The organism is Amycolatopsis lurida (assembly GCF_900105055.1).
Classification (GTDB): domain Bacteria; phylum Actinomycetota; class Actinomycetes; order Mycobacteriales; family Pseudonocardiaceae; genus Amycolatopsis; species Amycolatopsis lurida.
Genome location: NZ_FNTA01000004.1, coordinates 3,283,834 through 3,300,338, shown reverse-complemented (window position 1 = coordinate 3,300,338; position 16,505 = coordinate 3,283,834). Strand labels below are relative to the sequence as shown.

Annotated in this window: 28 protein-coding genes; 27 read left to right on the top strand and 1 reads right to left on the bottom strand. The window is 66.2% G+C overall.

All coding sequences use genetic code 11. The features are described from left to right. Window position 1: 1 nt before the first annotated feature. From rplP to truA, 27 genes are all read left to right on the top strand, one after another. Window positions 2-421: a 50S ribosomal protein L16 gene (rplP, locus tag BLW75_RS20475; protein ID WP_005166782.1), complete on the top strand. Its 420-nt coding sequence runs from the start codon at window positions 2-4 to the stop codon at window positions 419-421. Beyond that, on the top strand, window positions 421-669 hold the full coding sequence (rpmC, locus tag BLW75_RS20470) for a 50S ribosomal protein L29 (protein ID WP_007031040.1): 249 nt from the start codon (window positions 421-423) through the stop codon (window positions 667-669). The genes rplP and rpmC overlap by 1 nt, the downstream gene beginning before the upstream one ends. After that, on the top strand, window positions 666-947 hold the full coding sequence (rpsQ, locus tag BLW75_RS20465; protein ID WP_007031041.1) for a 30S ribosomal protein S17: 282 nt from the start codon (window positions 666-668) through the stop codon (window positions 945-947). Before rpmC ends, rpsQ begins: the two co-directional genes overlap by 4 nt. Window positions 948-1,024: 77 nt before the next feature. Then, entirely contained in the window at window positions 1,025-1,393 is a 369-nt protein-coding gene (gene rplN / locus BLW75_RS20460; protein ID WP_005166785.1) for a 50S ribosomal protein L14, read from the top strand. Window positions 1,394-1,396: 3 nt separating this feature from the next. Next, window positions 1,397-1,711, top strand: coding sequence for a 50S ribosomal protein L24 (gene rplX / locus BLW75_RS20455; protein ID WP_005166786.1), 315 nt, complete (start codon window positions 1,397-1,399; stop codon window positions 1,709-1,711). A 2-nt stretch (window positions 1,712-1,713) separates the two neighbouring features. Further along, a complete protein-coding gene (rplE, locus tag BLW75_RS20450) occupies window positions 1,714-2,277 on the top strand; it encodes a 50S ribosomal protein L5 (RefSeq protein WP_007031042.1) in 564 nt (187 codons plus the stop codon). A 4-nt stretch (window positions 2,278-2,281) separates the two neighbouring features. Continuing rightward, window positions 2,282-2,467 (top strand): type Z 30S ribosomal protein S14, encoded by a 186-nt coding sequence (locus BLW75_RS20445; RefSeq protein WP_005166789.1) that lies wholly within the window; start codon window positions 2,282-2,284, stop codon window positions 2,465-2,467. A gap of 80 nt (window positions 2,468-2,547) precedes the next feature. Further along, entirely contained in the window at window positions 2,548-2,946 is a 399-nt protein-coding gene (gene rpsH, locus BLW75_RS20440) for a 30S ribosomal protein S8 (RefSeq protein WP_007031043.1), read from the top strand. Between the two features lie 16 nt (window positions 2,947-2,962). Then, the gene (rplF, locus tag BLW75_RS20435; protein WP_034304256.1) at window positions 2,963-3,502 is read left to right on the top strand and encodes a 50S ribosomal protein L6; all 540 of its coding nucleotides are present in this window, start codon (window positions 2,963-2,965) and stop codon (window positions 3,500-3,502) included. 2 nt (window positions 3,503-3,504) lie between these two features. Further along, window positions 3,505-3,903 carry a 50S ribosomal protein L18 gene (gene rplR / locus BLW75_RS20430; RefSeq protein ID WP_007031045.1) on the top strand — a complete coding sequence of 133 codons (399 nt, stop codon included), beginning with the start codon at window positions 3,505-3,507 and terminating at the stop codon, window positions 3,901-3,903. Window positions 3,904-3,937: 34 nt separating this feature from the next. Beyond that, on the top strand, window positions 3,938-4,582 hold the full coding sequence (gene rpsE / locus BLW75_RS20425) for a 30S ribosomal protein S5 (RefSeq protein WP_007031046.1): 645 nt from the start codon (window positions 3,938-3,940) through the stop codon (window positions 4,580-4,582). A gap of 1 nt (window position 4,583) precedes the next feature. Then, window positions 4,584-4,769 carry a 50S ribosomal protein L30 gene (gene rpmD, locus BLW75_RS20420; protein WP_007031047.1) on the top strand — a complete coding sequence of 62 codons (186 nt, stop codon included), beginning with the start codon at window positions 4,584-4,586 and terminating at the stop codon, window positions 4,767-4,769. Further along, on the top strand, window positions 4,766-5,212 hold the full coding sequence (rplO, locus tag BLW75_RS20415; protein ID WP_034304258.1) for a 50S ribosomal protein L15: 447 nt from the start codon (window positions 4,766-4,768) through the stop codon (window positions 5,210-5,212). The genes rpmD and rplO overlap by 4 nt, the downstream gene beginning before the upstream one ends. A 323-nt stretch (window positions 5,213-5,535) precedes the next feature. Then, complete coding sequence (locus tag BLW75_RS20410; protein WP_241783205.1) at window positions 5,536-6,306, top strand: hypothetical protein; 771 nt, start codon at window positions 5,536-5,538, stop codon at window positions 6,304-6,306. Between the two features lie 50 nt (window positions 6,307-6,356). After that, window positions 6,357-6,989 (top strand): LysE family translocator, encoded by a 633-nt coding sequence (locus tag BLW75_RS20405; RefSeq protein ID WP_034304260.1) that lies wholly within the window; start codon window positions 6,357-6,359, stop codon window positions 6,987-6,989. A 307-nt stretch (window positions 6,990-7,296) separates the two neighbouring features. Further along, the gene (secY, locus tag BLW75_RS20400) at window positions 7,297-8,604 is read left to right on the top strand and encodes a preprotein translocase subunit SecY (protein WP_034304262.1); all 1,308 of its coding nucleotides are present in this window, start codon (window positions 7,297-7,299) and stop codon (window positions 8,602-8,604) included. Beyond that, window positions 8,601-9,155: an adenylate kinase gene (locus BLW75_RS20395; protein WP_034304263.1), complete on the top strand. Its 555-nt coding sequence runs from the start codon at window positions 8,601-8,603 to the stop codon at window positions 9,153-9,155. The genes secY and BLW75_RS20395 overlap by 4 nt, the downstream gene beginning before the upstream one ends. Before the next feature lie 44 nt (window positions 9,156-9,199). Continuing rightward, the gene (map, locus tag BLW75_RS20390) at window positions 9,200-9,976 is read left to right on the top strand and encodes a type I methionyl aminopeptidase (protein WP_034304265.1); all 777 of its coding nucleotides are present in this window, start codon (window positions 9,200-9,202) and stop codon (window positions 9,974-9,976) included. A 474-nt stretch (window positions 9,977-10,450) separates the two neighbouring features. After that, the gene (gene infA, locus BLW75_RS20385; RefSeq protein WP_005166804.1) at window positions 10,451-10,672 is read left to right on the top strand and encodes a translation initiation factor IF-1; all 222 of its coding nucleotides are present in this window, start codon (window positions 10,451-10,453) and stop codon (window positions 10,670-10,672) included. A gap of 36 nt (window positions 10,673-10,708) precedes the next feature. Then, a complete protein-coding gene (rpmJ, locus tag BLW75_RS20380) occupies window positions 10,709-10,822 on the top strand; it encodes a 50S ribosomal protein L36 (protein ID WP_004558882.1) in 114 nt (37 codons plus the stop codon). Between the two features lie 205 nt (window positions 10,823-11,027). After that, window positions 11,028-11,408, top strand: a complete 381-nt coding sequence (gene rpsM, locus BLW75_RS20375; protein ID WP_005166805.1) for a 30S ribosomal protein S13 — start codon at window positions 11,028-11,030, stop codon at window positions 11,406-11,408. Continuing rightward, complete coding sequence (locus tag BLW75_RS20370) at window positions 11,405-11,590, top strand: hypothetical protein (protein WP_034304268.1); 186 nt, start codon at window positions 11,405-11,407, stop codon at window positions 11,588-11,590. The genes rpsM and BLW75_RS20370 overlap by 4 nt, the downstream gene beginning before the upstream one ends. Before the next feature lie 18 nt (window positions 11,591-11,608). Beyond that, the gene (rpsK, locus tag BLW75_RS20365) at window positions 11,609-12,016 is read left to right on the top strand and encodes a 30S ribosomal protein S11 (RefSeq protein WP_004558885.1); all 408 of its coding nucleotides are present in this window, start codon (window positions 11,609-11,611) and stop codon (window positions 12,014-12,016) included. A gap of 23 nt (window positions 12,017-12,039) precedes the next feature. Beyond that, a complete protein-coding gene (gene rpsD, locus BLW75_RS20360) occupies window positions 12,040-12,645 on the top strand; it encodes a 30S ribosomal protein S4 (protein WP_007031054.1) in 606 nt (201 codons plus the stop codon). A 127-nt stretch (window positions 12,646-12,772) separates the two neighbouring features. Continuing rightward, window positions 12,773-13,846 (top strand): DNA-directed RNA polymerase subunit alpha, encoded by a 1,074-nt coding sequence (locus tag BLW75_RS20355; protein WP_005166811.1) that lies wholly within the window; start codon window positions 12,773-12,775, stop codon window positions 13,844-13,846. A 77-nt stretch (window positions 13,847-13,923) separates the two neighbouring features. Continuing rightward, complete coding sequence (gene rplQ / locus BLW75_RS20350; RefSeq protein ID WP_034304270.1) at window positions 13,924-14,487, top strand: 50S ribosomal protein L17; 564 nt, start codon at window positions 13,924-13,926, stop codon at window positions 14,485-14,487. Between the two features lie 73 nt (window positions 14,488-14,560). Next, complete coding sequence (truA, locus tag BLW75_RS20345; RefSeq protein ID WP_091599855.1) at window positions 14,561-15,394, top strand: tRNA pseudouridine(38-40) synthase TruA; 834 nt, start codon at window positions 14,561-14,563, stop codon at window positions 15,392-15,394. Here the strand turns inward: truA and BLW75_RS20340 are convergent. Further along, on the bottom strand, window positions 15,364-16,326 hold the full coding sequence (locus BLW75_RS20340) for an endonuclease domain-containing protein (protein WP_034304277.1): 963 nt from the start codon (window positions 16,324-16,326) through the stop codon (window positions 15,364-15,366). The genes truA and BLW75_RS20340 overlap by 31 nt on opposite strands. Window positions 16,327-16,505: the final 179 nt, after the last annotated feature.

Sequence of the window (16,505 nt, the reverse complement as noted above, 5' to 3'; positions counted from 1 at the left end):
CGTGCTCATCCCGCGCAGGGTCAAGCACCGGAAGCAGCACTCCCCGAAGCGCCACGGTGCCGCCAAGGGCGGTACGAAGGTGAACTTCGGCGAGTACGGCATCCAGGCGCTTGAGCACAGCTACGTGACCAACCGGCAGATCGAGTCCGCTCGTATCGCCATGACGCGTCACATCAAGCGTGGTGGCAAGGTGTGGACGACCATCTACCCGGACCGCCCGCTGACCAAGAAGCCGGCGGAAACCCGCATGGGTTCCGGTAAGGGTTCGCCCGAGTGGTGGATCGCCAACGTGAAGCCCGGCCGCGTGATGTTCGAGATCTCGTTCCCGAACGAGGAGACCGCCCGTGAGGCGCTCCGTCGCGCGATCCACAAGCTGCCCATGAAGTGCCGCATCGTGACCCGTGAAGGTGGTGAGTTCTGATGGCGAAGGCAGGTGCCGCCCAGGCATCGGAGCTGCGTGAGCTCACCGCGGAAGAGCTCGTTCTGCGTCTGAAGGAATACAAGGAGGAGCTCTTCAACCTCCGCTTCCAGATGGCGACCGGACAGCTCGACAACAACCGCCGTCTGCGCACCGTCCGCACGGACATCGCGCGGATCTACACGGTCATGCGCGAGCGTGAACTCGGCCTGTCCGTTTCCCCTGACGCCGAGAGTGAAGGTGCCGCATGAGCGAGCAGCCCAACGCTGAGGCGGCCCCCCGCAACGACCGCAAGGTCCGTGAGGGTTACGTCGTCTCGGACAAGATGAACAAGACGATCGTGGTCGAGCTCGAAGACCGCAAGAAGCACCGTCGTTACGCCAAGGTTCTCCGCAGCACCAGCAAGGTCAAGGTGCACGACGAGAACAACGAGGCGGGCGTGGGCGACCGGGTCACCCTGATGGAGACCCGCCCGCTGTCGGCGACCAAGCGCTGGCGTCTGGTGCAGATCGTGGAGAAGGCCAAGTAAGTAGGGCTCTCTGAGTCCCTTAGTTCCGCAAGGCTCGCGCTTCAGCGCGAGAACCAGCGCGACATACAGGAGTAGACGTGATCCAGCAGGAGTCGCGGCTTCGGGTTGCCGACAACACGGGCGCGAAGGAGATCCTTTGCATCCGCGTTCTCGGTGGCTCGGGGCGGCGCTACGCGGGCATCGGCGACATCATCGTCGCCACCGTGAAGGACGCCATGCCGGCCGCCGGCGTGAAGAAGGGTGACGTCGTCAAGGCGGTCATCGTTCGCACGCGCAAGGAGCGCCGTCGTCCGGACGGTTCTTACATCCGCTTCGACGAGAACGCTGCTGTGCTCATCAAGAACGACAATGAGCCCCGCGGCACCCGCATCTTCGGGCCGGTCGGCCGCGAGCTGCGCGACCGAAAGTTCATGAAGATCATTTCGCTCGCGCCGGAGGTGTTGTAGAGCATGAAGGTGAAGAAGGGCGACACGGTCGTCGTCATCGCCGGCAAGGACAAGGGTGCCAAGGGCAAGGTCATCCAGGCCTACCCCGAGCGCGAGCGCGTGCTGGTCGAGGGCGTGAACCGGATCAAGAAGCACACGCGGATCTCCCAGACCCAGCGCGGTGCGCAGTCCGGCGGCATCGTCACGCAGGAAGCGCCCATCCACGTCTCGAACGTGATGGTCGTCGACTCCGACGGCAAGCCGACCCGGGTGGGCTACCGCATCGGCGAGGACGGCAAGAAGGTCCGGGTCTCGCGCCGGAACGGTAAGGACATCTGATCATGACCACCGCAGAGAAGATCGCCCCGCGCCTCAAGGTGCGGTACCGCGAGGAGATCAAGGGGCAGCTCCAGCAGGAGTTCTCCTTCGAGAACGTCCACCAGATCCCGGGCGTCGTCAAGGTCGTCGTGAACATGGGTGTCGGTGACGCCGCCCGTGACAGCAAGCTGATCGAAGGCGCCATCCGCGACCTGGCCGCGATCACCGGGCAGAAGCCCGAGGTTCGCAAGGCTCGCAAGTCCATCGCGCAGTTCAAGCTGCGTGAGGGCCAGCCGATCGGTGCGCGCGTCACGCTGCGCGGCGACCGGATGTGGGAGTTCCTCGACCGGCTGCTGACCATCGCGCTGCCGCGTATCCGTGACTTCCGCGGGCTTTCGCCGAAGCAGTTCGACGGCAACGGCAACTACACGTTCGGTCTCAACGAGCAGTCCATGTTCCACGAGATCGACCCGGACGCCATCGACCGCCCGCGCGGTATGGACGTCACTGTCGTCACCACCGCCAACACCGACGACGAGGGCCGCGCGCTGCTTCGCAAGCTCGGCTTCCCGTTCAAGGAGAACTGAGTCGATGGCCAAGAAAGCACTGGTCCACAAGGCCGCGAAGACGCCGAAGTTCAAGGTTCGCGGTTACACGCGTTGCCAGCGGTGCGGTCGCCCGCACTCGGTGTTCCGCAAGTTCGGGCTCTGCCGGATCTGCCTTCGCGAGATGGCACACGCGGGCGAGCTGCCCGGCGTCCGCAAGTCCAGCTGGTAAGAGTCTTTTTTAACTCCCACTTCGCCACAGGCCCCGCACGTATCGCAGGGAACCAGGGCGAGAAAGGTTGACAGGTCACCATGACGATGACCGACCCCATCGCAGACTTCTTGACCCGTCTGCGTAACGCGAACTCGGCGTACCACGACGAGGTCGTGCTTCCCCACTCGAAGATCAAGGCGAACATCGCCGAGATCCTCAAGCGCGAGGGTTACATCTCGGGCTACCGCGACGAGCCGGGCGAGAAGCACAAGAACCTCGTCGTGGAGCTGAAGTACGGCCCCAACCGTGAGCGCAGCATCGCCGGCCTCCGCCGCGTGTCCAAGCCCGGCCTGCGGGTCTACGCAAAATCGACCGAACTGCCGTCGGTTCTCGGTGGCCTCGGCGTCGCGATCATCTCGACGTCGTCCGGCCTTCAGACCGACCGTCAGGCCAAGCGAAACAGCGTGGGCGGCGAAGTCCTCGCCTACGTCTGGTAAGGAAGGGGGCAAAGACATGTCACGCATTGGAAAGCTGCCGGTCGCCGTCCCCTCCGGGGTCGAGGTGACCATCGAAGGTCAGCAGATCAAGGTCAAGGGGCCCAAGGGCACCCTTGAGCACACCATCGCCGAGCCGATCACCGTCGAGAAGGCCGAGAACGGCACTCTCGAGGTCAAGCGGCCCGACGAGGAGCGCACCAGCCGTGCCCTGCACGGTCTCACCCGGACGCTGGTCAACAACCTCGTCGTCGGTGTGACCGAGGGCTACGAGAAGAAGCTCGAGATCCACGGTGTCGGTTACCGCGTGCAGGCCAAGGGCTCGGACCTCGAGTTCGCCCTCGGCTACAGCCACCCGGTGAAGATCGAGGCCCCGGAAGGCATCACCTTCAAGGTCGAGACCCCCACCCGGTTCTCGGTCTCGGGCATCGACAAGCAGAAGGTCGGCCAGATCGCCGCGGTCATCCGCAAGCTGCGCCGCCCGGACCCGTACAAGGGCAAGGGCCTGCGCTACGAGGGTGAGAAGATCCGCCGCAAGGTCGGAAAGACGGGTAAGTGATCATGAGCGACACGACTACGAAGCGCAAGCCGGTCGGCAAGGACATCTCGACCCGCCGCCGCGTCGCGAAGGCCCGTCGGCACTTCCGCCTTCGCAAGAAGATCAACGGCACGGACCAGCGTCCGCGCCTGGTCGTCAAGCGTTCGTCGCGGCACATCGCCGTGCAGCTGATCGACGACCTCGCCGGCAAGACCCTGGCGTCGGCGTCCACCCTCGAGGCGGACGTCCGCGCGCTGGAAGGCGACAAGAAGGCCAAGGCCGCCAAGGTCGGGGAACTCGTCGCCGCCCGCGCCAAGAACGCCGGTGTCTCGACCGTGGTGTTCGACCGTGGTGGCAACGCCTACCACGGCCGCATCGCGGCGCTCGCCGACGCCGCGCGTGAGGCGGGGTTGGAGTTCTGATGCAGCAGATGCTCGTGAATGGAAGGAAAGCCTGATGCCGGGACGTACACGGCAATTCGGCGGTGGCCAGGGCGGACCCGGCGGACAGGGCGGCAACGACCGCAATGACCGTCGCGACCGCCGTGACCGGCGCGACAGCGGCCGTGGCGGGGCCGGCCAGGAAAAGACCCCGCACCTCGAGAAGGTCGTGACGATCAACCGCGTCGCCAAGGTCGTCAAGGGTGGTCGCCGCTTCAGCTTCACCGCCCTGGTGGTCGTCGGTGACGGCGACGGTCAGGTCGGCGTCGGCTACGGCAAGGCCAAGGAAGTTCCCGCGGCCATCGCCAAGGGCGTCGAGGAAGCGAAGAAGAACTTCTTCCGCGTCCCCCGCGTCGCCGGCACCATCCCCCACCCGATCCAGGGTGAGGAAGCCGCCGGTGTCGTGCTGCTCCGTCCGGCCTCGGCCGGTACCGGTGTCATCGCCGGTGGCCCGGTGCGCGCGGTGCTGGAGTGCGCGGGTGTCCACGACGTGCTGTCGAAGTCGCTCGGCTCCGACAACGCGATCAACATCGTGCACGCGACCGTGGCGGCCCTGAAGGGTCTGCAGCGTCCCGAAGAGGTCGCGGCCCGCCGCGGTCTCCCGCTCGAGGACGTCGCTCCGGCTCGGATGCTGCGCCAGCGCGCGGGCCAGGGGGTCTGACATGACTCAGCTCAAGGTGACCCAGGTCAAGAGCAAGATCGGCACGAAGCACGCTCACCGCGAGTCGCTGCGCACCCTCGGGCTGCGCAAGATCCGCCAGAGCGTCGTGCGTGATGACACTCCCGAGGTGCGCGGCCTTATCCACACCGTCCGCCACCTGGTGGAGGTCGAGGAGGTCAAGGCATGACTGCCATCAAGATCCACCACCTTCGTCCGGCTCCGGGCGCGAAGCGCGACAAGATCCGCGTCGGCCGTGGTGAGGGCTCGAAGGGCAAGACCGCCGGTCGCGGTACCAAGGGCACCAAGGCCCGGAAGAACGTGCCCGCCGGCTTCGAGGGTGGGCAGATGCCCATCCACATGCGGCTCCCGAAGCTTCGCGGCTTCAAGAACCGCTTCCGCACCGAGTACCAGCCGGTGAACGTGGGCGACATCGCCCGCGTCTTCCCGGAGGGTGGCAAGGTCGGCGCCGAGGAGCTCGTCGCGAACGGTCTGGTCCGCAAGGGCAAGCTCGTGAAGGTGCTCGGCAACGGCGACGTGAACGGCGTCAAGCTGGACGTCACCGCCGACGCTTTCTCCGGCTCCGCCAAGGAGAAGCTCTCCGCTGCCGGTGGCTCCGCCACCACGCTCTGAGCTTTCTTCGCTCGCTTCACCGAAAGGCCCGCCCGGCTCCGCCCGGCGGGCCTTTCGCTTGCGCCGGCCCGACCTGCGTTTCGCGGGCTAATCGCGATCTGGTCCCTCGGGCGTGCGCTTGCGCGCCCACCTGCGTTTAGCCCCCTAATCGTGATCCGGGCGCGGGTAGCCCTCCCGGTACCCGACTTGCGTTTCGCGGGCTAAACGCGATCCGTCGGTCGCCCAGGTGCCCGGCGTCCAGATCGCGGTTAGCCCGCGAAACGCAGGTCGGCCGCCAGGCCGAGGGCGTGGCGGAAGGGGGCCTGGGCTGGAAGGATCGCTAGGTGGCCATACCTCCCGGGCAGGATCCGCAGCCCTTCCAGCAGCAGCCGGACGCCCCGCCGATGGTCGTATCGGTTTCAGGGCCCATGGATCCCCCGGACGAACCGGTGCGGTCCGGTCGGCTTGAGCCCCGCAGGCTCGTCGCAGCGGGCTTGGCCGCCTTGGCCCTGGTGCTGACCCTCGTGGGCTGCTTCTTCCCGCACTTCAAGACCGAACATCGGTTCGGCTTCGACGCCAGCGACCTGCTCGAGATCGTGTTCGTGCAAGGAGCTTGGGACACGACGGCTTATCAGACCGGCCAACCTGCCTTCACCACGTCGACGGCGCCCATCGGTATCCCGCTCTTGGTCGCCGCGGCGCTCCTGCTGGCGGCCACGGTCGTCAGTACGCGCGTCGCCGGGCGTCAACGTCCAGGCACTTTGGACAGGTGGCTCACCACTATCGCGGCGGTGTTCCTCGCCGGAGCTGTCAGCAGCGTCGCCACGCTGGGATCCGGACGCCAGTTGGGCGACGACCTCAAGGTGACCCTGACTCTCGAAGCGGGGATGTGGGCCCTCTTCGCCGCGGTCGCGGCCGCGGTGGGCGCGGCCGTCATGAGCCACCGCGTCCAGGATGGCGAAGTCCCGATGAGTGGCGACCCGAGTCTCGCGGACATGCCCACACCGAAGGACGGCATCTCCATCATGGTGCTCCCACCGGAGCCGCAGCCCGAGAAACCGGACTATTCGGCCTTCGCGCCTCCGCCGGACCCTGGCGCGAAAGAGCGCGATTAGCCCGCTAAACGCGCTCGCGGCGGCCGATACGGTGGGGGAGGAGGTGGCTGATGACTTGGGCGGCGGTGTTCTTCGGAGCGGCGGTCCTCGTGGCTTTTACGCCAGGGGCGAACAATCTGCTCGGCATGCACAACGGCATGACGCAGGGGGCCTGGAAGGGGCTCGCCGGCCTGTTAGGCCGATTGGCCGCATTCACGGTCCTGATCGCGGCCGTCGCCGCGGGGCTCGGACAGCTCCTCGCGGCTTCGGAGCTTGCACTCACAGTGATCAAGTGGGCCGGCGTCGCCTACCTGGTCTGGATCGGCGGGCGCCTGCTGTGGTCGACGTTCGGTGCCGGGCGGACCGCGCTGGTCCAGGCGCCGCGAGGCACCGAATCCGTACCTGCGCTCCGGATCGCGAGGAAGGAATTCGTCGTCGCGATCACGAATCCGAAGGCGATCCTCATCTTCACGGCGTTCGTACCCCAGTTCATCGACGCAGCTCACGGCTCCTTTCCCAGCCAGATCGCGATTCTCGGCGCCGTCTACCTGCTCGCCGAGTTCGTGGCGGGCGCGACCTACGTCGGTGCTGGCGCGCTCGTGAAGTCGTTCCGGTTGTCCCGCCGGGTGACTCGCAACGTCGACCGCGGCACCGGCGTCGTGCTCCTCGGCATGGCGGGCGCCCTCGCCGCATCGGGCTCCTGATCACGTTGCGTTTAGCCCCCTAATCGCGATCCGGTGGCCGGAAAAGTGAGGAGCGGCAAGGCGTTCTGTCAAGATCCCGGAGCGAGAAACGGCGGTCGATCAACCCCGCGGACCAACCTTCGTCCGGAAAACCCACACGCACTGCGGACACGCCCTGTGAAGCTGTTAGAGTCGGCGACACGCTTCGGGACGAGTGTGCCCCGAAGCGTTCCTGGCTTGTGCCAGAAAGCTGTGTGTTCCCGCCGGCCCCAGGCCGGCCAAGCCGATCGTCGGTAAGACAGCCGACGACGCCGAGGAGGTTCCCCGCGTGCTCAGCGCCTTCCGCTCGGCTCTAGCGACGCCGGATCTACGTAAGAAGATCCTGTTCACGCTAGCCATCGTCGCGGTCTACCGAATCGGTGCCACCATCCCGGCCCCGGGCATCTCGTATTCCGCCGTGCAGCAATGCACGGAGACCGGGTCGCAGGAGGGCGTCTATCAGCTGCTGAACCTGTTCAGTGGCGGTGCACTGCTGCAGCTGTCGCTGTTCTCGACCGGCATCATGCCGTACATCACGGCGAGCATCATCGTCCAGCTTCTCACCGTGGTCATCCCGCGGTTCGAGGAGCTGAAGAAGGAAGGCCAGGCCGGCCAGGGCAAGCTGACCCAGTACACCCGGTATCTGACGATCGCCCTCGCGATCCTGCAGGCGACCGGTGTGGTGGCACTCGCCGACCGCAAGCAGCTCTTCCCGCAGTGCGACACCGCGATCATCCCGGACAACAGCGTCTACACGCTGGCCATCATCGTCATCACGATGACCGCCGGTACCGCCGTCATGATGTGGCTGGGTGAGCTGATCACCGAGCGCGGCGTCGGCAACGGCATGTCCGTCCTCATCTTCCTGAACATCGCGGCCCGGATCCCGATCGAGGGTGGCAACATCCTCAGCAGCGCCGGGCCGGTGGTCTTCACCCTGATCTGTGTGTTCGGCCTGGTGATCATCGCCAGCGTCATCTTCGTCGAGCAGGGCCAGCGCCGGATCCCGGTGCAGTACGCCAAGCGCATGATCGGCCGCCGCATGTACGGCGGGACCTCGACCTACCTGCCGATCAAGGTGAACCAGGCCGGTGTCATCCCGGTCATCTTCGCCTCGTCGCTGCTCTACCTGCCGGACCTGATCAGCCGTCTCGTCGGCGACGCCAACAGCAACGCGGGCTGGCAGGTCTTCATCCAGAACTACATCGTCAACCAGTCCAGCTGGGCGCACGTCCTGCTGTACTTCGCGTTGATCATCTTCTTCACGTACTTCTACATCACGATCACGTTCAACGTGGACGAGCGTGCGGAAGAAATGAAGAAGTTCGGTGGCTTCATCCCGGGTATCCGCCCGGGCCGACCCACCGCGGAGTACCTCAGCTACGTCCTCGGCCGCATCACCCTGCCGGGCTCGCTGTACCTGGGCATCATCGCGATCCTTCCGAACTTCTTCCTGTCCGTCACCGGCAGCGGGAACAACCAGAACTTCCCGTTCGGTGGCACGGCTGTGCTGATCATGGTCGGTGTCGGTCTCGACACCGTGAAGCAGATCGAAAGCCAGCTGATGCAACGTAACTACGAAGGGTTCTTGAAGTGACGCGCCTGGTTCTCGTTGGCCCTCCTGGCGCGGGCAAAGGTACTCAGGCGGTAGCACTGTCGGAGAAGCTCCGGATCCCGCACATCTCGACCGGCGATCTGTTCCGCGCCCACGTGGGCGAGCAGACGCCGCTGGGCCAGGAAGCCAAGCGCTACCTGGATTCCGGCGAACTCGTGCCCGACTCGGTCACGAACGAGATGGTGCGTGAACGCCTCGCCGAACCCGACGCCAAGGTCGGTTTCCTGCTCGACGGGTTCCCCCGGAACACGAAGCAGGCCGACGTCCTCGGTGAGATCCTCGGCGAGGTCGACGCCAAGCTCAACGCGGTCATCCAGCTCCAGGTCTCGGAAGACGTCGTCGTCGATCGGCTGCTGTCCCGCGGCCGGTCGGACGACACCGAAGAGGTCATCCGCCGCCGCCAGCAGATCTACGTGTCCGAGACCGCTCCGCTGCTCGAGTACTACTCGGACATCCTGGTCAGGGTCGACGGCGTCGGCTCGGTCGACGAGATCTCCGCCCGCGTGCTGGAAGCGCTGCGCGACCGCACGTGAATCTCGGAGGACTGCGTGTACTGCAACGGCTTCGTCGTGGGCGCATGATCGAAATCAAGACCCCTGGCGAGCTTCAGGCGATGAGGGCCGCCGGACTGGTCGTCTGGCGCACTCTCACCGCGGTGCGTGAGCTAGCCAAGCCAGGGGTGACCACGGCCGATCTCGACGAACTCGCCGAGCAGACGATCCGTGACGCGGGCGCGGTGCCCTCGTTCAAGGGATACCACGGCTTCCCGGCGTCGATCTGCGCTTCGGTGAACGAGCAGATCGTGCACGGCATCCCGTCGAAGACCCAGGTCTTGAACGACGGCGACATCATCTCGGTGGACTGCGGCGCCATCCTCGACGGCTGGCACGGAGACTCCGCGGTCACCCTCGCCATCGGCGAGGTGTCGAAGGCGGATCTCGCGCTCTCGGCCGCCACCGAGGCGGCGATGTGGGCGGGAATCGCCGCGGTGTCGTCCGGGGGCCGGCTCACAGACATCTCGCACGCGGTGCAGACCGCGGCCGAGAAGGCCGGCCGGGAAGACGGCACCGAATACGGGATGATCGTCGAGTACGGCGGCCACGGCATCGGGCGCCAGATGCACATGGACCCGTTCTTGCCGAACCTGGGCAAGCCGGGCAAGGGACCCCGGCTCAAGACCGGTATGGCGCTCGCGATCGAGCCGATGCTGACCGGTGGTGGCGGTGAGACCGTCGAGCTCGAGGACGGGTGGACCGTCGTGACCGCCGACGGCTCGCGGGCCTCGCACTGGGAGCACACCGTCGCGATCACCGATGACGGCCCGTGGGTGCTGACCGCCCCCGAAGACGCCTGACCTCGCTTCTCTCCCTCCGGATCGCGTTTAGGCCGCTAAACGCAAGTGCGCCCACAGATCGCAGTTAGGCCGCTAAACGCAAGTGCGTCCGCTTGTCGGGGGAGCGTCCGGGCCCGCCGTTGAGGTGCCTGCCGGCTGCCTCCATCGGGTGCACCTCGTCCGCCGAGCGCCCCCAGGTCGCGAGCCCGCCGGATCGCGATTAGCCCGCTAAACGCAGGTCGGCGAGGGCGTACGATGGTGGAGGCCGCATCAGGCGGGCTCAGGGGCCACCTAACACAGTCACCCCCGTTTGGGGCTCGCGACACGGGTTGCGTACACTGTCAAGTCGGTGTACTCATCGCGCCCGGATCCTGCGCGCTCGTGACTTCTCGCGAACGGACATTGGACCCGGGCAGGAGTGTGCCGATGCACCACCCAGCCAAGCACTCAAGCTCTGACTGATAACACAGCGTAGCGACAGGAAATGCGGAGGACATGGGCAAGAAAGACGGGGCCATCGAGGTCGAAGGCCGCGTAGTCGAGCCGCTCCCCAACGCGATGTTCCGCGTCGAGTTGGAGAACGGCCACAAGGTCCTTGCACACATCAGCGGCAAGATGCGGCAGCACTACATCCGCATCCTGCCCGAGGACAGGGTTGTCGTGGAGCTCTCGCCCTACGACTTGTCACGTGGTCGCATCGTCTATCGCTACAAGTGATCACGACGAGTTAGCACAAGCAGGAGAGCAGGAGACGTGAAGGTTCAGCCGAGCGTCAAGAAGATCTGCGACAAGTGCAAGGTGATCCGCCGTCACGGCCGGATCATGGTGATCTGCGAAAACCTGCGGCACAAGCAGCGGCAGGGCTGATCACTCGCACTCGTACAGAGTGGATTGACGGCTACACAATCTCCCCGCACCTGCCGGGCCGTGCGAACGGCCCGGTTCACCCTCGGACTTCAGGCCGAGGCCGGGACACCCGAAGCGCAAGCAGAGGGCACGACAGGCGAGTCGGTCCCGGGACCGGACGGGGAGCAGACCTGAAGATGAATTCTATGAAGGAGCATCAACGCCAATGGCACGACTCGCTGGCGTAGACCTCCCCCGCGAAAAGCGGTTGGAGATCGCGCTGACCTACATCTACGGCATCGGCCGTACCCGCTCGAAGCAGCTCATCGCGGCTGCCGAGCTCAACGCGGACACTCGCGTCAAGGATCTGAGCGATGACGACCTCGCGAAGCTGCGGGTCTACATCGAGGAGAACTTCAAGGTCGAGGGTGACCTTCGCCGCGAGGTGAACGCCGACATCCGTCGGAAGATCGAGATCGGGTGCTACGAGGGCCTTCGCTGGCGCCGCGGACTTCCCGTCCGTGGTCAGCGCACCAAGACGAACGCCCGCACCCGTAAGGGTCCGAAGAAGACGGTCGCCGGCAAGAAGAAGGCTGGCAAGAAGTGAGCGTCCAGGGCAAGAAGGTCGTGCAGATGGGCGGCGTCCGCCGTCGTGGCTCGGCTTGTGTCTCGCCCAAGGCGCTCTACGCCCGCCCGATGGCGCTCCGCAACCTGTACACCGACGCCGGTTCGATCATCCGGCGCGGACAGGCCGAAGCGGTCGCCGCTCACCAAGAGAACGCGCGCTAACAGGAGAACCCTCAAAACATGCCACCGAAGTCTCGTACTGCGGCGGGGGCCAAGAAGGTCCGCCGTAAGGAAAAGAAGAATGTCGCGCACGGTCACGCGCACATCAAGAGCACCTTCAACAACACCATCGTCTCGATCACGGACCCGACCGGTGCCGTGATCGCGTGGGCGTCGAGTGGTCACGTGGGCTTCAAGGGCTCGCGTAAGTCCACCCCGTTCGCCGCGCAGATGGCCGCCGAGAACGCCGCCCGCAAGGCTGCCGAGCACGGCATGAAGAAGGTCGACGTGTTCGTGAAGGGCCCGGGTTCGGGCCGCGAGACGGCGATCCGCTCGCTGCAGGCGGCCGGCCTCGAGGTCGGCACCATCCAGGACGTGACCCCGCAGCCTCACAACGGCTGCCGCCCGCCCAAGCGGCGCCGGGTCTGAGGAACGGGGAGGAGTAAGAAGAAATGGCTCGTTACACCGGCCCCGCGACGCGTATTTCGCGTCGCCTCAAGGTTGACCTCATCGGCGGCGACCAGGCTTTCGAGCGTCGCCCCTACCCGCCGGGCCAGCACGGCCGCGGGCGCATCAAGGAGTCCGAGTACCTCCTGCAGTCGCAGGAGAAGCAGAAGGCTCGCTACACCTACGGCGTTCTCGAGCGTCAGTTCGTCCGGTACTACAAGGAAGCCGTCCGGCGTCCGGGTAAGACCGGTGAGAACCTGCTGCAGATCCTCGAGTCCCGGCTGGACAACGTGATCTACCGCGCCGGCATCGCCCGCACCCGCCGTCAGGCGCGTCAGCTGGTGAGCCACGGCCACTTCCTGGTCAACGGCGTCAAGGTCAACGTCCCGTCCTACCAGGTCACGAAGTGGGACATCATCGACGTGCGGCCGAAGTCGTTCGCGATGCTGCCCTTCGTCGCGGCCAAGGAGTCCTTCGGCGAGCGTCCCGTTCCCGCGTGGCTCCAGGTCGTTCCGTCCAACCTCCGTGTGCTGGTCCACCAGCTCCCGGAGCGCGCTCAGATCGACGTTCCGGTCCAGGAACAGCTGATCGTCGAGCTCTACTCGAAGTGATCCACCATCGGGCCGGGGTTTCCCCGGCCCGATGTGGGCACGGGCGGCGGCGCCCGGAGTGCGCCGCCGTTTCGCCATCCCTTTCGGTGTCATATGGCGGGCGCCGTTTGGAAAGGAATTAGGAAAGATGCTGATTTCCCAGCGACCGGCTCTCGGCGAAGAGACGGTCAACGAGACCCGCTCCCGGTTCACCATCGAACCGCTGGAGCCCGGCTTCGGCTACACGCTCGGCAACTCGCTGCGTCGTACGCTGCTGTCGTCCATTCCGGGCGCGGCCGTGACGAGCATCCGCATCGACGGCGTGCTGCACGAGTTCACCACCGTTCCCGGGGTGAAGGAAGACGTCACCGACATCATCCTGAACCTCAAGGAGCTCGTGGTCTCCTCGGAAGAGGACGAGCCGGTCACCATGTACCTGCGCAAGCAGGGCCCCGGTGAGGTCACCGCCGCCGACATCGTGCCCCCGGCCGGTGTCACCGTGCACAACCCGGATCTGCACATCGCGTCGCTGAACGGCAAGGGCAAGCTCGAGATCGAGCTCGTCGTCGAGCGCGGCCGCGGTTACGTTCCGGCCCTGCAGAACAAGCAGGCGGGCGCGGAGATCGGCCGGATCCCGGTCGACTCCATCTACTCCCCGGTGCTGAAGGTGACCTACAAGGTCGAGGCGACTCGTGTCGAGCAGCGCACCGACTTCGACAAGCTGATCCTGGACGTGGAGACGAAGCCGTCGATCACGCCGCGGGACGCTGTCGCGTCGGCCGGTAAGACGCTGGTGGAGCTGTTCGGTCTCGCGCGCGAGCTGAACGTCGACGCCGAAGGCATCGAGATCGGCCCGTCGCCGCAGGAGGCGGACACCATCGCCGCCTACGCGATGCCGATCGAGGACCTGGACCTCACCGTCCGGTCGTACAACTGCCTCAAGCGCGAGGGCATCCACACCGTCGGCGAACTGGTCTCGCGCAGCGAGGCCGACCTGCTGGACATCCGCAACTTCGGTGCGAAGTCGATCGACGAGGTCAAGCTCAAGCTCGTCGGTCTCGGCCTCGCGCTGAAGGACAGCCCGCCCGGGTTCGACCCGACCGCGGCCGCGGCCAGCTACGACGGTGAAGGCTGGTCCGAGGGCGTCGACAGCATCACGGACGGAATTTCGGACAACGGCCACGACGATGGCCAGGACTACGCAGAGACGGAGCAGCTGTAAGGCCAGCTACGGCTCCCTCACACCAGTAGGGGTGGGGGAGCGACGGCCTCCAGCTGTGAGCTGAACGAGGAGAACCGATGCCCACCCCCACAAAGGGACCCCGTCTCGGCGGGTCGCCCGCGCACGAACGGCTGATCCTGGCCAACCTGGCCACCCAGCTGTTCGAGCACGGCAAGATCACGACGACCGAGGCGAAGGCCCGGCGGGTGCGCCCGCTGGCCGAGAAGCTGATCACGAAGGCGAAGCGGGGCGACCTGCACAACCGTCGTCAGATCCAGCGCATCGTGCGCGACAAGGACGTCGTGCACAAGCTGATCGCCGAGATCGGTCCGTTCTTCGCGGAGCGTCCGGGTGGCTACACCCGGATCACCAAGACGATGGCACGTAAGGGCGACAACGCCCCCATGGCCGTCATCGAGCTGGTGGCCGAGAAGACCGTCACCGCCGAGGCCGAGGCCGCGCGCAAGACGAAGTTCGCCAAGGACGAGCCGAAGGCTGCCGCCCCGGCCGCCGAGGAGACCACCGACGCCCCTGAGGCTGCCGACACGGCCGCCACCGAGGCTCCGGAGGCCACCGAGGCTCCCGCCGCCGACGAGGCCGCTGAGGCCCCCGCCGCGGACGCGGACAGCAAGAAGGACTGACGTCCTGACGGCACCGAACACCCCGGACGAGCCCGCCACTCCCACTGCGGAGGGCGGGCTCGTTCGTCTGCGTCTGGATGTTTCCTACGACGGCACCGATTTCTCCGGTTGGGCGCGGCAGCCCGGACGGCGCACGGTGCAGGGAGTCCTCGAAGAGGCGCTCGCGAAGCAGCCTCCGGGAGCTTCGGTCCCGAAGTCCGTTGTCGTCGCCGGCCGCACCGATGCCGGTGTGCACGCGGCCGGCCAGGTGGTCCACGTCGACGCGTCGCCTTTAGCGGGCAAAACGCGATCCGGTCGTCTGGAACTGGACGAGCAGGGCATTCCTGACCTGGGGCGGATGCGTCACCGCTGGAATCGCTACCTGCCGGGCGACGTACGGGTGTTGGATGCCCGGGTCGCGGCGCCTGGGTTCGACGCGCGGTTCTCGGCCGTGCGGCGTCACTACCTTTACCGCGTTTCGGACGCGCCCTGGGGCGTGGATCCGTTGCGGCGTCACGACACCCTGGCCTGGGGCCGTCCGCTATCGATCGACGCGATGAACGAGGCATCGACGGCTCTCCTGGGCCTTCAGGATTTTGCGGCCTTCTGCAAGCAGCGAGAAGGTGGGACCACCATTCGCGAGCTGCAGCGGCTCGAATGGCGGCGGACCGGGCCGCATGCAGTAGAGGTCGCCGTCTCCGCCGACGCGTTCTGCCACTCGATGGTGCGCAGCCTGGTGGGAGCGCTGCTCTTGGTCGGTGACGGCCGCCGTCCGCTGGGCTGGCCCGGCGACGTTTTGGAAAGCCGGACGCGCGACAGTGCGGTGGCCCCCGCACACGGCCTGACGCTGATGGCGGTCGACTACCCGCCGGACGCGGAGCTTGCCTCCCGTGCCGATCAAACGCGCGCCATGCGCACTCCCTTCTGATCCGGGCGCGGCGCGGTTAGCGGGCTAAACGCGCCGCGGCGGCGAGCCCGCCAGACGGACTCGACGATGCCTTCGAAGTCGTTCGCCAGGTCCTCCGCGGTGACGATGACGAAACGCCAGCCTTCGGCCTCCACGCGTCTTCGGCGTTTGCGATCGTGGGCTCGTTGCTTCGGTGTGTTGTGCCATCGGCCGTCGTATTCGACGGCGACCTTGAACTTTTCGTCCCCCAGGTCGAGGCGAGCGAGAAAATGGCCGGTTCGGGCGGTGACCTCAAGCTGAGGCGTCGCCGTGATACCGCCGGCGGCCAGGACGATGCGAAGCTCCGACTCCGGGGGCGACTCCGCGCGAGGGTCGGACAGTCGTAAAGCATGTCTGGCCAAGCGGATTCCCCTGTTGCGGCGGCCGTAGAACTCCCTGTTGAGGTGCAGATCGGTCAGGCTCTCGGCCCTCATGAACTGGTCCAGATCCGGCACGCCGATGCGGAGCCGTCGCACCCAACCGGATTTGCGGGGAGAAAGCCGGAGAAGCAGATCCAGCGCGATTCGGCTTTTCCGGGCGATCCGAATGCCGTTCCACGGCCTCGATTCCTCGGGCGTGACTTCGGTGCGCCGAACCTTGATACCGACTATCGGGCCGAAGCGGTGTTTCTCCGGTACGACCATCTCGACCGGATCATGGGGTTTCGCCAACTCGACACCTTGAACGGTCGCGGCCGATCGCCCGGTCAGCACCGCTTCGGGAGGCGCCAGCAACGCGGCTCCTCGACAACGCAACTCGTGCGTGACCTCGACATCAGCGCGTGTGTAGACGTCCTGGAACAGCCGTCGGACACTCGAGCCGCGTAGCTGGCTGGCCGTGATGAGGCCTGCCTTGCGCGCTTCCGAGCCACGGAAGACGTCGGGAAGATGAGACGAATCGAAGGGTTTGGTCATATCGACACGGTGATCGACATGACCGGCAACCCATGGCGGGGACCGCCTGCTCGAGGGCGGTTTATCCACAACCACCGGTCTATCCACAGCCGACGCGATTTCCCCTTGACGGAGAAACCCCACGCATCGGATCGCGTTTAGCGGCCTAACCGTGACGCGGGCAGGACGCAAAACGGGGG